Here is a 14,347-nt window from a genome sequence, read left to right as displayed (position 1 = left end):
TGTGTAGCACAGGGTCTATGTTTAAATAATCATTTAAATTCATAAGATTAGAAACCAAATTAAGATACTGCTCGTCAGGCGAGTAGAACTGAGTAGAATAGGGCAGCCGTTAAACTCAAGTGTTGTTGGGATAAATTAATGAATATTGAGCTTTTTTTTATACCATTAACCGAAATGGATACGGCCAGCACGAATGCGTGTATGGCGCTCTTGACTGAGGACGAGCGCGCTAAAGTGGCGCGTTACCGGGCGCCCAAGGCGCAAATGAACGGCTTATTGGTGCGAGCGGCGCTGCGCTGCGTCTTATCTCAAGGACTGCAATCTCGCGGTGGAACCTCACCTTGCTCCTCCCAACGACAGATTGCCCCCCAAGATTGGTGTTTTGAGTATGGGGCAAAGGGCAAACCCAGTCTTAACCATGAGCAGTTTCTGAGTACTGGCATTGAGTTTAACTTGAGCCACAGTGGCGACTGGTTATTGATTGCCTTAGCGCAAGACGATGACAAGGGAGAAACCGCTAACACAGCGCAGCCCCGTTTAGGTTTGGGTGTAGATATAGAGCGTGCCCGCGCCAGCACTCATATTTACCCGATCCTTAATCATTATTTCTCCCCGATTGAAGCCGAAGGCTTATTAGCCCTTGATGGCGAGGATGCGCAGCGGCAGCGCTTTTTTGACCTTTGGGCACTCAAGGAATCCTACATCAAGGCAACGGGTTTGGGCCTGGCGCAGTCGCTGAAATCCTTTGCCTTTGACTTAGCACCAAACAGTTTGCTGGCGGTTGATGATGGCGCGCTGCAAGCTGTCGACACCCCTAACTGGGTTGAACTCAAGCTGCAAGAGAACTTTGCTTTACCGAGCCAAGCTAAGCCCTGTTCTTATCTTCAACTCCCATCGCGTATTCCACTTTATTCCGATATTAGGCTGCTGATTGAACCTGAAACTGCACAGGATGCCACAAGCTCCCATGCCCAGCATTGGCAGAGTTATTTTGGCCGACTTGATGAGGAATATCGTTTTGGGCTCAGCTTGGTTGATGGTGACAGCTTAGTGCAGGATGACAGGTTGGAGAGGGTGACTATTTCGATGCAGCTGACCAGTATCACTGCATTACTGGCGGCGTGCTAGTACGGCTTTCGCACTTAGGCTTAGGCAGCCTTCGTTCTTGAATTACTGCTTTACGCAAACCTTTCAAAGCACTTTCAACGAGTGCTTAGCATTAGTGCTTAGAATTAGTTTTTGGAATTAGCGCTTAGCATTACTGCTTTTAACTCAGTGCCTTGTCCCTCCAACTGACTTTGTTATTCCTCCGTTCATATTTCATTTTGGATTAAACCTAGCTCGCTATAGTCACGCCAGAGAACTCACTGACAAGGTTGTTAATCATGAAATTCAAATGCCTTTTATCGACCACCACTTTGCTACTGCTCGGTGGCTGTGGCTACTTTGGTGGCGATGAAAAACAGCAATTAGAGCAGGCATGGCTTGCTCAAGATCCCCAACTACAACAAGTGGTTGAGCAAATCCGCAGCCGCGGGCTCGATGTGGTCGCGCAAAGTGCGGCGGCGGGTACTGTGTCTGCCTGTGTGGCCGAAAAACTCAGCCAAGATCCCCTCGGTAAATTAGTGAGCGTCGAAGGCGCCTTAGTGGAGTCAGCTAAGGTGGCCGAATTACTTGGCGATTTACAGAAGGTGATGGAGCAAGAGGTGAGCTTCGATCAAGTCGCAAGCCTGTTACAAAAGGGCGCGGATGCGGCGGCCTATGCCAAAAGTTTGATTGAGCAGCAGGGCGTTGAGCAAGCCATGCAAAGCCTTAAGCAAATGGCACTCGCCAGTGAACAATTTGCTCAGCAGGATTTAGGCGCGCATTTCCAGCAATTATTGCTCGAGTGCAAATCTGCTCATTAATTGAATAACCGCTGTATTAAGGCTGCTTATCGTGCAGCCTTAGCAACATAAGGAAATACCATGTTTAAAAAATTGCTGGCCTCTGTCGGTATCGGTGGTGCGACGGTCGATACCCAATTAATTGATAATCGACTGCTGCCAGGTCAAATCTTTAGTGCCACTATCATCGTTAAAGGCGGTAATGTGCCGCAGCAGATCTCCGGCCTCGACTTAGCCCTAATGACTAAGGTGAAAGTGAGTAGCGATAACGGCGACTATTTTAAGAACCATCGCTTGGCGAGCTGGCGCTTAACTGAGTCCTTTGAAATTCAAGCGGGTGAAATTCGCGAGATCCCGTTTTCAGGTAAATTGCACCCCGAAACCCCTTTTACTCAGCTCCCAGTGCGCAATAATCAATCCCAGGTATGGTTACAAACGGGAGTGGACATAGATACCGCGCTCGACCCTAGCGATATCGATGCGCTGGTTATTATGCCAACGGCGATTGCCGAGCATGTGTTAAAGGCGATGGACGGCCTTGGTTTTGTGTTAGTTAAAGCCGATGTGGAGCAAGGTTTCCTCAATACACGCGCCTTTCGTTCCACATCGGGTTGTTACCAAGAGCTAGAGTTTAAGCCGCGCAATATGGGCTTTAATCGTTTGCGTGAGATTGAGGTTTCTCTGGTGTGCGATGCCGAGCAAACCCATGTGTTGCTTGAGCTTGACCGCGCATTCCGTGGCGATGGTTACTTGTATTTCAGCCTGCCAAACAATGCCACGTTGAGCCAAGTGCAAGAGATTTTTAGGGCGAATTTGGGCTAAGTGCAGGTACAGTTTAAGTTGTGAGCTTGGTTGAATAGCTTACAACAGACAATAAAAAAGCCCTGATTACTCAGGGCTTTTTGCTGCAAGTTGATTACTGTCTTGCTAAGCGGTGGCTCTCGCCTGGGTGCTCAAAATCACTGCGGTAAGGGTTAATGTCTAGGCCGCCGCGACGGGTATAGCGGGCGTAAACGGTTAACTTAGTGCAGTGGCAGTAATGTTTTAAATCGACAAAAATCCGCTCGACACACTGCTCGTGGAACTCGTTATGCTGGCGGAACGAAATCAAATAGCGCAGTAATTTTTCGCGATCGATTTTAGGCCCTTGATAACGGATCATCACACTGCCCCAGTCCGGCTGAGAGGTGATTAAGCAGTTTGATTTCAACAGATTAGAATTGAGTGTCTCGGCAACAATCTGTTTGTCATCTGTGCTGTTTTCAAGATAATCCGGGTTAAAGTCATAGTCGCTGACTTCGATATCCAGATCGTCAATGCAAGTGCCAGGCAGTTCGACGACGCGTTGAATACCAAAACTCTTAGGCTCAATAATCTTCACTGTGACTTGGCCTTGGGCGCATTCACTCAGATCCTGCACTAAGGTTTTTTGCACGGCATCGATATTGTCGAACTTGGTTTGGTTAAAACTGTTTAAATACAGTTTGAAGGATTTTGACTCGATCAGATTTTGGCTTTCATGGCTTAGCTGAATGTCGGCAATAGCCACCATAGGTTTACCCTTGGCGTTTAGCCATGACAACTCATAGGCCGTCCAGATATCGGCTCCGTGGAAAGGCAAACTTTCCGCAGTGAGGTTGATAGCGTTACGGTTAAGTGAGCGAGGAACCCCTTGCAGCAGCGACGCATCATACTCGGCTTGGTAATCCGTGGCTTTACCTAAGGTTAGGCCGGCAAGCTCTTTTGCATCACTATAGGGATCGTGATTGTGTGTCATCAATACTGTTTCCATGTCAAAATAGGCGCACATTATACCCGAAATTGGATTGTGCTTAAGTGTCTTGTCTGCCTGCTCTCGATAAATTTTTGCAAAACTATCATCAGTCTTACCTATCAACTTTAGGCGAATTACCGCGATATTACCCGCAGGGCGAGCCATCTTTGTGTATTCAAGGTGAGTTTGATGAATCATCCGATGAGGCGGTGTCTTGGCTCCCCGTTAAGCGTGAACAGCTCGGCAGTTTTGCGAATGTTGAACATGCGCTTGAGCTAACATTGTGGCGGGATATCAATCACTTTTATGGTGAATATTTTGCGGCGCCCGTGTTGTTTGATTCACCGTGGGGCACGGGCGAATTGCTGCAGGTATGGAACGAGGCGGATTTTGATGCCCTGCAACAAAATATCATCGGCCACTTAATGATGAAGCAAAAGCTCAAGCAACCGGCAACTTGGTTTATTGGTTTGCTCGATGAGGGCGATAAGATGCTAACCGTTGATAATGCCAATGGAAGTGTGTGGGTTGAAATCCCCGGAGAGCTACCTTCTGCCCAATTGGCGCCGAGTGTAGCTGAATTTATTGAGTCCTTATCGCCACGTATCGCGCCGCCTGTGAAACATGAAGAATTGCCTATGCCAGCGCTCGAACATCCGGGGATTTTTGCCAGCTTTAAACGTATGTGGCACAACCTGATAGGTAAGCGTTAAACGCGGGGAAATGTTGCAAAGGTCTCTTGAAAAAGCCTCTTGCAAACCTGTTTGGCAAACTCGACTATTTTGCCTGCCGAGTTTGCGCTTCAGTACGGGATGTTATTGATGATCCCAAGACAAATTAGACACTATGCGGCAAGGTTCGCAGCGAAAGTGGAACATATCTAATAGTGGCTCATCGAGTTTCCAGTCGTGACTGCCACAGCGTGGGCAGGGGCGAGCTAACTCGGATTGCAGATCCTGTCCCCCAACGCGATACAAATAATAGTAAGTAGGGATTTTGGTCAGGTATTCGATTCGGCCGCGTAAATCCCAACCTCTCCTAAATAAATCACTGTTTGGGCTGGATAATTCTTCCAGCGCGGCAAATTCTGCCTTAGTGGCGGCCGCCATTTGTAACTCATCACAGGCTTGCCACTCGGTTTGCCAGCGGATAACCCGTTTATGATCACCATTAAAGGTGGCTGGGATTTGGTACAGCGGAATGGGCAATAGGTTATCGCCACTTCGCAGGGGCGAGCACATATGCACATAGCTAGTGTAGAGCAGCTGCCAGCTGGGGGGCTCAGTATTACTCACCTCAGAATTAATATCCTGACCGATAAATTTTTCGCGTGGCGCCAGTAGCTTAGCCTCGGTTAATTCCGCCAGCGCTTTTTTCACCCAAGGGCTGTGATAACGATGATTCAAACTGTTTTTTTCAGGCGTGAGTAGGCGTACTCGAAATTCGCCCTCATTAAAGGCCACGGCAAATTCGCGGCCGAGGATTTGGCCATTAGCGCGGTAGGCTTCGAGTAATTGATTGATGGCACGTTCTGCCGCACTGATGGTGGTATCGGCAAAGCATTCAAAGCGCAATTCGGTGACAAACATTAAGCGGATTTTCCTTGGGATTCGAGTTGACCGACACGTTGTTTCAGCTCGATAAGTTCATTTTTGAGTTGCATGATCTCGTTGTTTTTTAACGCGAGGGCTTGCTCAATGCCCTGTTGTAACTGGGCTAACTGTTGCGCCAGTGTGGCGACTGTGAGTGGCGAAGCTTCGGCGGTATGTGTCTCTTCAACCACGGGCTGTGATTGGGCCGCTAAACGCTCACGCTCGGCTTTGGGTATCGATTTAAACTGCTGTAATCCTTGGATTAACAGCGGCATGGGGATTTTGTTACCGACGCGGCTTTTTATCAGGGCAAGGCTTGGGGTTTTACCACTGGCCTCGAGTGCGCACGCTGCTGCTAACACTTGGTCAATCGGACTCATAATAAGTGAAATTCCTTAATCTATATCGTGTTTTTCACTAACTTACTGTGATGTGGTTATTTTAGTTCTTATAAATCAATGTATTGCCGTTTGGCATTGATTTTGCTTTTAAAGCATTTTTATAACAAGTACACAGGAAGTCATAATATGAACGCAAATATTAATCGCAAACTCATCGCGGTCACGTTTTTAGGGTTAGCAAGCTTAGGTCTTAGCGGTTGTGTGGTCAATGTCGGCGACAGTGAATCTAAGTGGGATAGCAACGAATCTTGGGAAAAAACACAGGACAAAAACCGCAATAATCTGACTAAGCTCAGCCTTGGCATGAGTAAAGACCAAGTGATGACCCTGATGGGCGCCTCGGACTTCAGCGAATCTTATCTGCAGCAGAAAGATGGCCAAGCCGATAAAGAAGTGTTGGTACTCTTTTATCGCACCCAGCATACCCATAGCGATGGCAAAACCACTAAGGACGAATGCACGCCAATCGTCTTAAGTAATAGTGTGCTAGTCGGTTGGGGTGACACCGCCTACAGCAAGATTTAACGACTCAACGCAACTCGTCATAAGTGATTCAGTGTCAGCCCTAAGCCATTAGGGCTTTCTTAATTGCACATCGAGCTGCTCGATAAGTTCGGTCCATTGGGCATCGGCTTCTAATGCCTCGGTCAGAAAACTCTTTTGTGCCTGCGTCCAAAATGGCGCTTCGGTTAAGTGTGTCTCAGGGGGAAGTTGATGGGTCGCAATAAACTGCCCTATGGCTTGAGCTTGATTGGCTAATCCCAACTGTTCAAATAGGTGACTCAAATCGACTGGCGTTGTATCCATGCTCGCATCCTCTGTGTGTGCCTTTATTTAGGGTATGCAACTCACTGAAAAATGCAATCTATGATTAAAATTTGCACTTTTTTGTTTCCTTGATACAGTGATAATTACTCCTAAGAGTGTGATCTAAATCAAGGAATTCTAATAATGGACAATAATACCTTGGATGAGTGCCGTGCAGTTTATCTCACCGCTGAAGATTTACGCCTCGCCGCTTCGATTCTCTACAACGCCTATCATGACGACCCTTTCTTTGTGGATGCTTTATCCACTTCAGACAAATTCGCCTACGAACAAAAATTACGTGCCGCAATCCGTGAAGAGTTGAATGCGCTCTGGCAGGAGAAGCAAGCCTTAATCGGGTTATTTGACCAAACGCGCTTAGTCGGTGTTGCCTGTGTGGTCACTCAGGAAGTGCCCCTCGGGGAGGGCCGCTATTGGCACTGGCGACTCAAGATGTTGCTCGGTACGGGCTGGCAATCGACTCAGGCGATGATGAAGAAAGAATCGAGCATCGTCGAGCTGCTGCCGAGCGAGCACTGCGGGATCCTACAATTTATCGCCCTTGCGCCCAATGAGCAGGGAAAGGGGTTAGGTCATCAACTTGTGCAAGCCGTAGTAAGTTGGTGCGATGAGCAGCCCGAACTTGAGGGGATTGGGGTCTTTACTACTCAAGAAGCCCATAGCCAGTTATTTATGCAACATGATTTTGTCTCCCTCGGAGAATTGAGTATAGGCAATGTGGCCGGACAATTACTTTTTTACACGGGCCAACAAGATGAATGAACCTTACCGCTCCTTCGCTGAGTTTTACCCTTTTTACCTCTCACAGCACCAAGACTTAAGCTGCAGGCGATTACACTTTATAGGCAGTTTTTTGGTGCTCCTGTTATTCGTCGCTGCGCTGCTTTTCGCAAATGGTTGGCTTTTACTGTTTATCCCCCTAGTGGGATATGGTTTTGCTTGGGTGGGACACTTTGTGTTTGAGCATAATCGCCCCGCGACATTCCAATATCCCTTGTACAGTTTGATGGGTGATTGGGTGATGTTTGCACAAATTCTCACCGGTAAGTTGAAGTGCTAAATGTCCCTGACCAGTGAGAAGCTGATACCCGTGTGAGAGATCGCTTACAAAGGCTGTAGGATAAAATGTTTTCTTACTGACTGTTTTGTAATCACAGCTTTTAAACTGTTTTTAAAATCATGGTGTTATGTTTTAATAAAGCTTGGTTGTATGAAAAGTGCGCTAGTGTGTGTTCTTTAACCGAAACAAAAATAGCGAGAACCACGTAGAATTAACTCATCGCCAAAGCAAATGGACAGCAAGGATTGCAATACAGGCGAGAGGGACGCAAGAAGCGACGAATTCAGGTTCTTGGATTTGAACCACTGACAGTAGGAAAACTGTCATCTGCCTAGGATAGGCTAAGGAAAAGCAAGGCTGCTTTCTCATGGATGATAGAGGACGTTGTATCTGCTGGGATAGCAGGTTTCAGGATGAAAAGGACAAGCTTAAGGATTAAGCGTTACTGGATGCAGGAAGTATCGAGTGAAAGGATAGGTATAAGGGTGAACAGCTTGTACTAAGGTTAGGAAAGGATTCAGCAGGACGCGATTGGGATGAGTCACTGGATGTGACAGGAGCCGAAATAGGATATTCGGGTCAAAGGATTGAGTGTAGTGGAGACTTTACTGCACAGGGAAATAAAGGGATTAAAGGACGCTTGCAGGGAGCAAACGATCGCAAGGAAGGTGCAGGGAGCACAATCAAGCAGGATGGCTTGCAGAGGATAAATGGGGTGCACATAGTGCGCCCCTTTCTTTTTTCTATTCTCCTACGTCTTTTTTTACGGTACGTCATAATGTCCACTTTTACGTGCGGTATATCTGAAAATAAAATATAGCGGACGATTTTTACTCTTTTATGCAGTCGCTATTTCCTTTTCTGTGTTTAAGCGTCTCAGGATAAATCAATGTTTGTGTTTTTAAATGGCATAAATTGCCCGACTTCTTGTGAGATATATCTCACAAGGCTGTAAGTGATTTGTAAGTTTTTTGACTGACAATGACTACCTAATTTTAGGTAATATATGTCTAATCAATATGTTAAGAATTATTTTCCATTATGAACTTAATATTGCGGCTTACATTTTTATCTTTTGCGAAAGCCGAGCTGCCATAGCTGTCGTAGAATTCATTTGTAGACGGAACTACAGCGAACAGGGAGTTAGCAGTCAGGATGACTGAACAGTGTTTAAGGAATAAACACTCATGGAGTTGTAAGGAGAGACTTTCAGGATGAAAGCGATGCGAACCACGGAAGGAAAGACTATCAGGGATAGATAGCCTAATTGCACAGGATTGCAATGGCACATGGAGTGCAATAGAAAGGATGCTACTGAACCTATTTCACGGATGATGCTGGAACCGCTCAGGAAAGAGCAAGCTTGGTAAAAGGAACGCCAAGAGATAGGGAAGTACGTTAGTACAGGGAAATATCACGGATTGAACAGGGATGATGCAGGACGCAAGTTGACGCATGGATGGTGCAGGGAGCACGAAAATAGCGGGATAGCTTAACAGAGAACAGAAGGGCGTGGTCTTAGACCACGCCCTTTCTTTTTGATATTCACACAGATAAAGCTAATTGCGGATTAGAGCCGAGTTATGGCTTAGTGTTCTCTATACGGCTCGGCGTTATCTATTCAGTCCAGCTTTATCTAAAGGTTCACTGTAATCGCTTAATGGCATTTGCCCGAGCTACAGCTACTTTGACTGCCGCAACCACCAAACTTGCCTTTGGCCATTGGTGCTTCTTGCCATTCTGGCTCTGGGAAAATAGGCCATTCAATCTTTTGCACTTTTTTCCCTAGCATCCAAATATGACCGCGGTATTGATTGATGCCATCGGTGCTGAACTCGAATAGGTATTTTGCCTTCCAACAGATCCCTGTCGTGCCGCCAAGGCTGGGGCGAGCCGTTTCCATTGCGATGGCTAAGAGCTGTACTTTCTGTCGGCAACATTCTTTTTCAGCAAAAATACGGCTCAATTCTGCCATTTGACGTAATTGCCAAAAAAAGGCCGCAACCACAACTAGCGCAATAATTAACAGCAGATCTGACATCATTTACTTGTAGCCTTAAACAAGCCGCCAATGGCCTGTGATAGTTGAACACTCCGATTGGGGTTTCTGAGCTCCCCCAATAAGTGGTTACGCAAACTGGGAATCGCCACAATATCAGCAAAGATCTGATTAAAAAAGGCTTGGGGTTGTCGTGCCAGTGCTTCCAGGTAAATACTGCGACTCAGCTCTTGCTTTAATACGGTCCAGTTTCGGCCCGCGATGCTGATAAGTTCATTGGCCTCTAAGCGCTCGCTTTGTTGAAGATGGGCGAGGGCTCGCTGACTCAATTCGGTATGGGAGGCGAGTGCGCGCAAGTAATAGGCTTGGTATTCGGGAGGAGCCGTCACAAACTTATCGTAAAGCTTATTGGCGAGCGCTTCTGTTAAATGCAGATGTTCGAGACATTGGCACAGGGCAATTTGTACTTCAATCGCACTATTGTCAAAACTGACAAGGAGTTGCTGCTCGTGATCTAACTCGCCAAGGCGAACACACACGTCGCTCAAACCTTGCAGGCCAATATGCTGCCATTCACTCGGGGCAATTTGTCCCGAGAGATATTGCACTGCAAATTCATATTGAATTGAAGCGCTTAAACCTAATTGTTTACGCACTAAGGCGTTAAATACCGCCAGTTTTTCTTGGCTTGGCTTAAAGCTAAACGGATTGTTAGCGAGGCGATCCTGCTGTTCATCGGTTAATGGCTGAGTCGGATCTTGCCCCAGTGCCGTTAATACCATTTCAATAAACTGTGAGCGCGGCGCAGGCGAGAGCAGTCCTTGTTCGTCTAACGGTAGCTTTAGGAACCAAATAAAGTGCTGTTGGCTCTCATTCCAAAACACGATGGCAAATTGGGCATGCCCTTGAATGGGGTAAGGGTAGGGCGTGACTAATGATTCGATTTGATGGAAGGCCAGCATATCGATGTGCTGCACTCTTCGTCCTAATTCATAGACTTGGAATTGGGTTTTGGCTGTCGTTAAAAATTGGCTAAGCGTGGTAATTTCAGTCATTTGGCTGCCATATCAATCAAAAAGGCTCAATAAATTGGCGACATTATAGGGGGAAGTTGTGCGCGATGGTATGATTGCCACACTTTTATCGCCTCAGTCGCATTGCTTAATTGTCGAATGACTGTGGCTTAATGGACCTTATATCGATGCTTTACAGCCAAACTCAAACCAAACTAGCCCAAATTGCCCACGAGCTACAAAGTGCCGGGCTTTGGTCTACCAGTGCGCCCAGTGATGAAGCCATGGCCAGTATGGCGCCTTTTGCCTGCGATCTGATGTCGTTAGAGCAATGGTTGCAGTTTATCTTTATTCCGCGCATGCAAGCCCTTATCGATGCGGGGCAACCTTTGCCAAGCAAAATTGCGATAGCCCCGATGGCGGAACATGTGTGGTCCGAACAAGCGGCGTTAGCGCCTTTAATCGGTGTCTTGAATGAATTGGATATGTTGTTAAATGAACCTAGATGATGATTGGCTGGATATGCCAGAGGATAAATACAACCCAAGCGAGAGCGACGAGCAGTCAGAGCTTGCGCCAGAGCTGCGTGTTTTGTATCAAGACGAGCACTTGGTGGCTATCCACAAACCCGCGGGGTTATTGGTTCATCGAAGCTACTTAGCGCGGCGTGAGCGCTTTTTTGCGATGCAGCTGACTCGGGACTTGGTTGGTTGCCATGTGTTTCCGGTTCACCGTTTAGATAGACCCACCTCGGGTGTGTTGTTATTTGCCAAAAGCAGTGAGGTGGCCAACGCCCTTTGCGAGCAATTTGCCAACCACAGTATTGAAAAACAATATTTGGCACTGGTACGTGGCAATATGCACGAGAGTGGCATTTTGGATTATGCGCTTAAAGTCGAATTGGATGAGGTGGCTGACAAGTTTGCCAATCAAGATAAAGCCGCGCAGGATGCTGTGACTCAATATGAGCCGCTGTTAAATACCGAAATTCCTTATCCGTCGGGGCGTTATGCTACCAGCCGCTTCGCGTTAGTTAAACTGAGTCCCAAAACGGGGCGTAAGCACCAACTCAGACGCCATATGGCGCATTTACGTCATCCGATTATTGGCGATACCACCCACGGCGATGGGAAACAAAATGCGTTTTTCCGCGCGCATTTCGATATCAATCGATTGTGGCTGATTGCGAAGAAGTTAACCTTCACTCACCCGGTGACACTTGAGCGCTTAAGTATTGAAACCGAGCTTGAGCCAGAATGGGAAACCGTGTTTGCAGGATTGGGCTGGGACGATGCCGCGCTTTGTCGAGAGCCAAGTGTGTTGATTGCAGGGCAAACGACGACCGTTTAAGGCAATGCTTGTTTAGTCACTAAAGGCGAGTGTTTGCTCGAGGCGACTCCTAGCCGAAGGCGAGTGCTCACTTAAGCTTGCATCTTAGCTATCTGCTTAGTGGCATGCAATTCATCGCAACATTCGGCGGTCTTAACTACTGGTTGGTTTGAGACTGGATATCAAGCTGGCTAAGGTCGAGTATTCCGCCGGAACGGTTAGCGGGAATTGCAGATTTTGCTGGGCGGCGTGAAAGTAATGTTTGCGTCTAATTTGGGTGGTTTTATGTTGGTGCTTGAGGTGTTTTTGCCTATTGCTCTGTCGCATCAGTTCGCTTCCCCATGCTCAATAACTTGATTTATAAAATTTTTACCTTGTTGCTTGCCCTAAAGCCTCACAATAAAGTAACTTCAGCTAAGTTGCGTTTACGCATGTGGCACGGAGTATATCATGAAAAAAGTTAATCTGGTTTTTGGCACTGTGTATGGTAGCGCACAATTTACCGCCGAAACCTTAGAAAAAGCGCTAACAGAACTCGGTTATGACGCCAAATTGTGGCAACCGAACGAAATTAGTCAATTTACGCCGCCACAGGATGAGTTGTTAGTGGTCGTGACTTCGACCACTGGGCAAGGGGATTTACCCGACGATATTCAGCCTTGGTACTATCATCTTAAGGAGACAGCGCCTTATCTGCCTGAGCTGAAATACAGTGTGATAGCACTCGGCGATTCGAGTTACGATACCTTTTGTGGTGCGGGTAAATCGGTAGATGAATTGCTCAGCGAGCTAGGCGCCAAACCCGTTGTGGCGCGTCTTGAAATTGATGCCTGTGAAACCATGGAACCCGAGGTCGAAGCGATAAAATGGCTGGAAAGCTGGAATCAAATCGTCAAATCCGAACGCGCCGCTTAGGTCATTTCGTTACTCAGCAGTGGTTTAAATTTGCCCAGCGCCTAAGTCAGGCGCTGTTAATCCCGATTGCGATTTTACCGGCCGCGGGTGTGATGCTGGGCTTAACCGTGAGTCCAATCCCTTTTATGCCCGAGGTGCTAACCGTACTAATGCTGGCGGTTGGCAAACTGATTTTCGCCATCATGCCCATTTTGTTTGCGGTGGCGGTGGCGATAGGGTTTTGCCGCGATCAAGGTATCGCCGCTTTTACTGCCGTATTTGGTTATGGGGTGATGACGGCCACCTTAGCCGCGTTAGCGGATCTCTACCAACTGCCAACCCAATTACTACTCGGCATGGAAACCTTAGACACAGGCATTGCTGGCGGCATGTTAATAGGTGGCGTGACTTGCTTTGCCGTGCGCTGGAGCCAATATATTCGCCTGCCGGCGATTTTCTCCTTTTTTGAGGGGCGACGTAGTGCTTCTTTATTGATCATTCCGTTGGCTATGGGCTTAGGTTATATCCTTGCCCATGTGTGGCCGCCGTTATCTCTGCTCATCGAGCGTGTGTCCGACTGGGCGGTTTACCAAAAGCCGGCCATTGCCTTTGGGGTCTATGGTGCGCTCGAACGTTTACTCATTCCCCTCGGTTTGCATCATATCTGGAATGCGCCTTTCTATTTAGAAGTTGGCCAATACCAGTTACAGAACGCTGAAGTGGTTCGGGGTGAAGTGGCGCGCTATTTAGCCGGCGATCCGCAGGCGGGGAATTTAGCTGGCGGTTATTTGATTAAAATGTGGGGACTCCCCGCGGTGGCGCTGGCCATTTGGCGCTGCGCCGATCCCTCAGAGCGTAATCGGGTCGCGGGTATTATGCTTTCCGCGGCGGCGGCCAGTTGGCTGACCGGAGTCACTGAGCCAATTGAGTTCGCCTTTATGTTTGTGGCACCTATCCTGTTTCTTATCCATGTGTTGTTGTCGGGGCTGGCATATTTTGTCTGCATCATGCTCGATATTCACCACAGTATTGTGTTCTCTCATGGGCTGGTGGATTTCACGCTGCTGTTTTCCCTCTCGCGCAATACGGGTTGGTTTGCATTCTTAGGGCCGCTGACGGCGGTGATTTATTACCTGCTGTTTAGGGGCAGTATTCTGGCATTTAATTTAAAGACGCCAGGACGACTCGAACCCGATGAACCCCATGGTGCCAAAGAGAGTTTAAGGGCCATCATTGCGGCATTGGGCGGTCGTGAGAATATTGTTGAGCTTAATGCTTGTCTTACCCGGTTACGCTTGAGTGTGCACAGCCCTGAGCTCGTCAATAAAGTGCGGCTCAGCCAGCTGGGTGCTAAGGGCGTGATTGTGATGGGCAAAGGCGTGCAAGTGGTGTATGGCACCAAAGCCGAAACCCTACGCAAAGTCTTACAGCGCTATTTAGATACCCGGCGTTAATATTACATCTTCTTGAAATTAATCGCTGATTTATTGTGTTTAATAAAGTTAACTCACAATAAATTCACTTTTTATCACAAAAAATAAGCTTTTCATGCTGTATGAGTGGATTGGCTA

General features: G+C 47.5%; 17 protein-coding genes. 11 read left to right on the top strand and 6 right to left on the bottom strand.

Translation table 11 applies throughout. The annotated features are described in order from the left end of the window. Positions 1-138: 138 nt before the first annotated feature. The 3 genes from SHEWMR4_RS14000 (at position 139) to SHEWMR4_RS13990 (ending at position 2,708) form a co-directional block, all read left to right on the top strand. Positions 139-1,128, top strand: coding sequence for a 4'-phosphopantetheinyl transferase family protein (locus SHEWMR4_RS14000; protein ID WP_011623415.1), 990 nt, complete (start codon positions 139-141; stop codon positions 1,126-1,128). A 257-nt stretch (positions 1,129-1,385) separates the two neighbouring features. Beyond that, positions 1,386-1,907, top strand: coding sequence for a hypothetical protein (locus SHEWMR4_RS13995; RefSeq protein ID WP_011623414.1), 522 nt, complete (start codon positions 1,386-1,388; stop codon positions 1,905-1,907). 60 nt (positions 1,908-1,967) lie between these two features. Continuing rightward, entirely contained in the window at positions 1,968-2,708 is a 741-nt protein-coding gene (locus SHEWMR4_RS13990; RefSeq protein WP_011623413.1) for a sporulation protein, read from the top strand. A 94-nt stretch (positions 2,709-2,802) separates the two neighbouring features. Here the strand turns inward: SHEWMR4_RS13990 and queF are convergent, their stop codons facing one another. After that, the gene (gene queF, locus SHEWMR4_RS13985; RefSeq protein ID WP_011623412.1) at positions 2,803-3,663 is read right to left on the bottom strand and encodes an NADPH-dependent 7-cyano-7-deazaguanine reductase QueF; all 861 of its coding nucleotides are present in this window, start codon (positions 3,661-3,663) and stop codon (positions 2,803-2,805) included. A 59-nt stretch (positions 3,664-3,722) separates the two neighbouring features. Here queF and syd point away from each other — a divergent pair, with 59 nt between their 5' ends. Then, positions 3,723-4,373: a SecY-interacting protein gene (gene syd, locus SHEWMR4_RS13980; RefSeq protein WP_011623411.1), complete on the top strand. Its 651-nt coding sequence runs from the start codon at positions 3,723-3,725 to the stop codon at positions 4,371-4,373. A gap of 102 nt (positions 4,374-4,475) precedes the next feature. On the opposite strand, the gene SHEWMR4_RS13975 is transcribed toward syd, so the two are convergent. After that, positions 4,476-5,249, bottom strand: a complete 774-nt coding sequence (locus SHEWMR4_RS13975; protein ID WP_011623410.1) for a Zn-ribbon-containing protein — start codon at positions 5,247-5,249, stop codon at positions 4,476-4,478. Then, positions 5,249-5,632 (bottom strand): hypothetical protein, encoded by a 384-nt coding sequence (locus tag SHEWMR4_RS13970; protein ID WP_011623409.1) that lies wholly within the window; start codon positions 5,630-5,632, stop codon positions 5,249-5,251. Before SHEWMR4_RS13970 ends, SHEWMR4_RS13975 begins: the two co-directional genes overlap by 1 nt. A gap of 147 nt (positions 5,633-5,779) precedes the next feature. Here SHEWMR4_RS13970 and SHEWMR4_RS13965 point away from each other — a divergent pair, with 147 nt between their 5' ends. Then, entirely contained in the window at positions 5,780-6,178 is a 399-nt protein-coding gene (locus tag SHEWMR4_RS13965; RefSeq protein ID WP_011623408.1) for a DUF3192 domain-containing protein, read from the top strand. 48 nt (positions 6,179-6,226) lie between these two features. Here the strand turns inward: SHEWMR4_RS13965 and SHEWMR4_RS13960 are convergent, their stop codons facing one another. Next, positions 6,227-6,460, bottom strand: a complete 234-nt coding sequence (locus tag SHEWMR4_RS13960; RefSeq protein WP_011623407.1) for a DUF2789 domain-containing protein — start codon at positions 6,458-6,460, stop codon at positions 6,227-6,229. A gap of 144 nt (positions 6,461-6,604) precedes the next feature. On the opposite strand from SHEWMR4_RS13960, the gene SHEWMR4_RS13955 reads away from it, so the two are divergent. Further along, complete coding sequence (locus tag SHEWMR4_RS13955; RefSeq protein ID WP_011623406.1) at positions 6,605-7,243, top strand: GNAT family N-acetyltransferase; 639 nt, start codon at positions 6,605-6,607, stop codon at positions 7,241-7,243. Beyond that, the gene (locus SHEWMR4_RS13950) at positions 7,236-7,541 is read left to right on the top strand and encodes a DUF962 domain-containing protein (RefSeq protein ID WP_011623405.1); all 306 of its coding nucleotides are present in this window, start codon (positions 7,236-7,238) and stop codon (positions 7,539-7,541) included. Before SHEWMR4_RS13955 ends, SHEWMR4_RS13950 begins: the two co-directional genes overlap by 8 nt. Before the next feature lie 1,657 nt (positions 7,542-9,198). Here SHEWMR4_RS13950 and SHEWMR4_RS13940 read toward each other — a convergent pair. Then, entirely contained in the window at positions 9,199-9,585 is a 387-nt protein-coding gene (locus SHEWMR4_RS13940) for a DUF3301 domain-containing protein (protein ID WP_011623404.1), read from the bottom strand. Beyond that, positions 9,582-10,595: a DUF3549 family protein gene (locus tag SHEWMR4_RS13935; RefSeq protein ID WP_011623403.1), complete on the bottom strand. Its 1,014-nt coding sequence runs from the start codon at positions 10,593-10,595 to the stop codon at positions 9,582-9,584. The genes SHEWMR4_RS13940 and SHEWMR4_RS13935 overlap by 4 nt, the downstream gene beginning before the upstream one ends. 146 nt (positions 10,596-10,741) lie before the next feature. Between SHEWMR4_RS13935 and SHEWMR4_RS13930 the strand changes: the two genes are divergently transcribed. From SHEWMR4_RS13930 to SHEWMR4_RS13910, 4 genes are all read left to right on the top strand, one after another. Beyond that, positions 10,742-11,062, top strand: coding sequence for a YqcC family protein (locus SHEWMR4_RS13930; RefSeq protein ID WP_041408817.1), 321 nt, complete (start codon positions 10,742-10,744; stop codon positions 11,060-11,062). After that, the gene (gene truC, locus SHEWMR4_RS13925; protein WP_011623401.1) at positions 11,049-11,903 is read left to right on the top strand and encodes a tRNA pseudouridine(65) synthase TruC; all 855 of its coding nucleotides are present in this window, start codon (positions 11,049-11,051) and stop codon (positions 11,901-11,903) included. The genes SHEWMR4_RS13930 and truC overlap by 14 nt, the downstream gene beginning before the upstream one ends. 429 nt (positions 11,904-12,332) lie before the next feature. Further along, positions 12,333-12,797 (top strand): flavodoxin, encoded by a 465-nt coding sequence (locus tag SHEWMR4_RS13915; RefSeq protein WP_011623400.1) that lies wholly within the window; start codon positions 12,333-12,335, stop codon positions 12,795-12,797. Beyond that, positions 12,749-14,230, top strand: a complete 1,482-nt coding sequence (locus tag SHEWMR4_RS13910; RefSeq protein WP_011623399.1) for a PTS transporter subunit EIIC — start codon at positions 12,749-12,751, stop codon at positions 14,228-14,230. The genes SHEWMR4_RS13915 and SHEWMR4_RS13910 overlap by 49 nt, the downstream gene beginning before the upstream one ends. Positions 14,231-14,347: the final 117 nt, after the last annotated feature.

This window comes from Shewanella sp. MR-4, from assembly GCF_000014685.1.
Lineage (GTDB): Bacteria > Pseudomonadota > Gammaproteobacteria > Enterobacterales > Shewanellaceae > Shewanella.
Note: the sequence above shows the minus strand (reverse complement) of the source record. Positions and strands in the feature narration are given on the sequence as shown.

Excerpts from the sequence above, each read along its gene's own strand:
- SHEWMR4_RS13915 (WP_011623400.1), top strand. The coding sequence starts at position 12,333 with ATGAAAAAAGTTAATCTGGTTTTTGGCACTGTGTATGGTAGCGCACAA.
- SHEWMR4_RS14000 (WP_011623415.1), top strand. The coding sequence starts at position 139 with ATGAATATTGAGCTTTTTTTTATACCATTAACCGAAATGGATACGGCC.
- SHEWMR4_RS13955 (WP_011623406.1), top strand. The coding sequence starts at position 6,605 with ATGGACAATAATACCTTGGATGAGTGCCGTGCAGTTTATCTCACCGCT.
- SHEWMR4_RS13935 (WP_011623403.1), bottom strand. The coding sequence starts at position 10,595 with ATGACTGAAATTACCACGCTTAGCCAATTTTTAACGACAGCCAAAACC.
- SHEWMR4_RS13975 (WP_011623410.1), bottom strand. The coding sequence starts at position 5,249 with ATGTTTGTCACCGAATTGCGCTTTGAATGCTTTGCCGATACCACCATC.
- SHEWMR4_RS13970 (WP_011623409.1), bottom strand. The coding sequence starts at position 5,632 with ATGAGTCCGATTGACCAAGTGTTAGCAGCAGCGTGCGCACTCGAGGCC.
- queF (WP_011623412.1), bottom strand. The coding sequence starts at position 3,663 with ATGACACACAATCACGATCCCTATAGTGATGCAAAAGAGCTTGCCGGC.
- SHEWMR4_RS13910 (WP_011623399.1), top strand. The coding sequence starts at position 12,749 with ATGGCTGGAAAGCTGGAATCAAATCGTCAAATCCGAACGCGCCGCTTA.
- SHEWMR4_RS13990 (WP_011623413.1), top strand. The coding sequence starts at position 1,968 with ATGTTTAAAAAATTGCTGGCCTCTGTCGGTATCGGTGGTGCGACGGTC.
- SHEWMR4_RS13995 (WP_011623414.1), top strand. The coding sequence starts at position 1,386 with ATGAAATTCAAATGCCTTTTATCGACCACCACTTTGCTACTGCTCGGT.
- SHEWMR4_RS13950 (WP_011623405.1), top strand. The coding sequence starts at position 7,236 with ATGAATGAACCTTACCGCTCCTTCGCTGAGTTTTACCCTTTTTACCTC.
- SHEWMR4_RS13965 (WP_011623408.1), top strand. The coding sequence starts at position 5,780 with ATGAACGCAAATATTAATCGCAAACTCATCGCGGTCACGTTTTTAGGG.
- SHEWMR4_RS13930 (WP_041408817.1), top strand. The coding sequence starts at position 10,742 with ATGCTTTACAGCCAAACTCAAACCAAACTAGCCCAAATTGCCCACGAG.
- SHEWMR4_RS13940 (WP_011623404.1), bottom strand. The coding sequence starts at position 9,585 with ATGATGTCAGATCTGCTGTTAATTATTGCGCTAGTTGTGGTTGCGGCC.
- SHEWMR4_RS13960 (WP_011623407.1), bottom strand. The coding sequence starts at position 6,460 with ATGGATACAACGCCAGTCGATTTGAGTCACCTATTTGAACAGTTGGGA.
- truC (WP_011623401.1), top strand. The coding sequence starts at position 11,049 with ATGAACCTAGATGATGATTGGCTGGATATGCCAGAGGATAAATACAAC.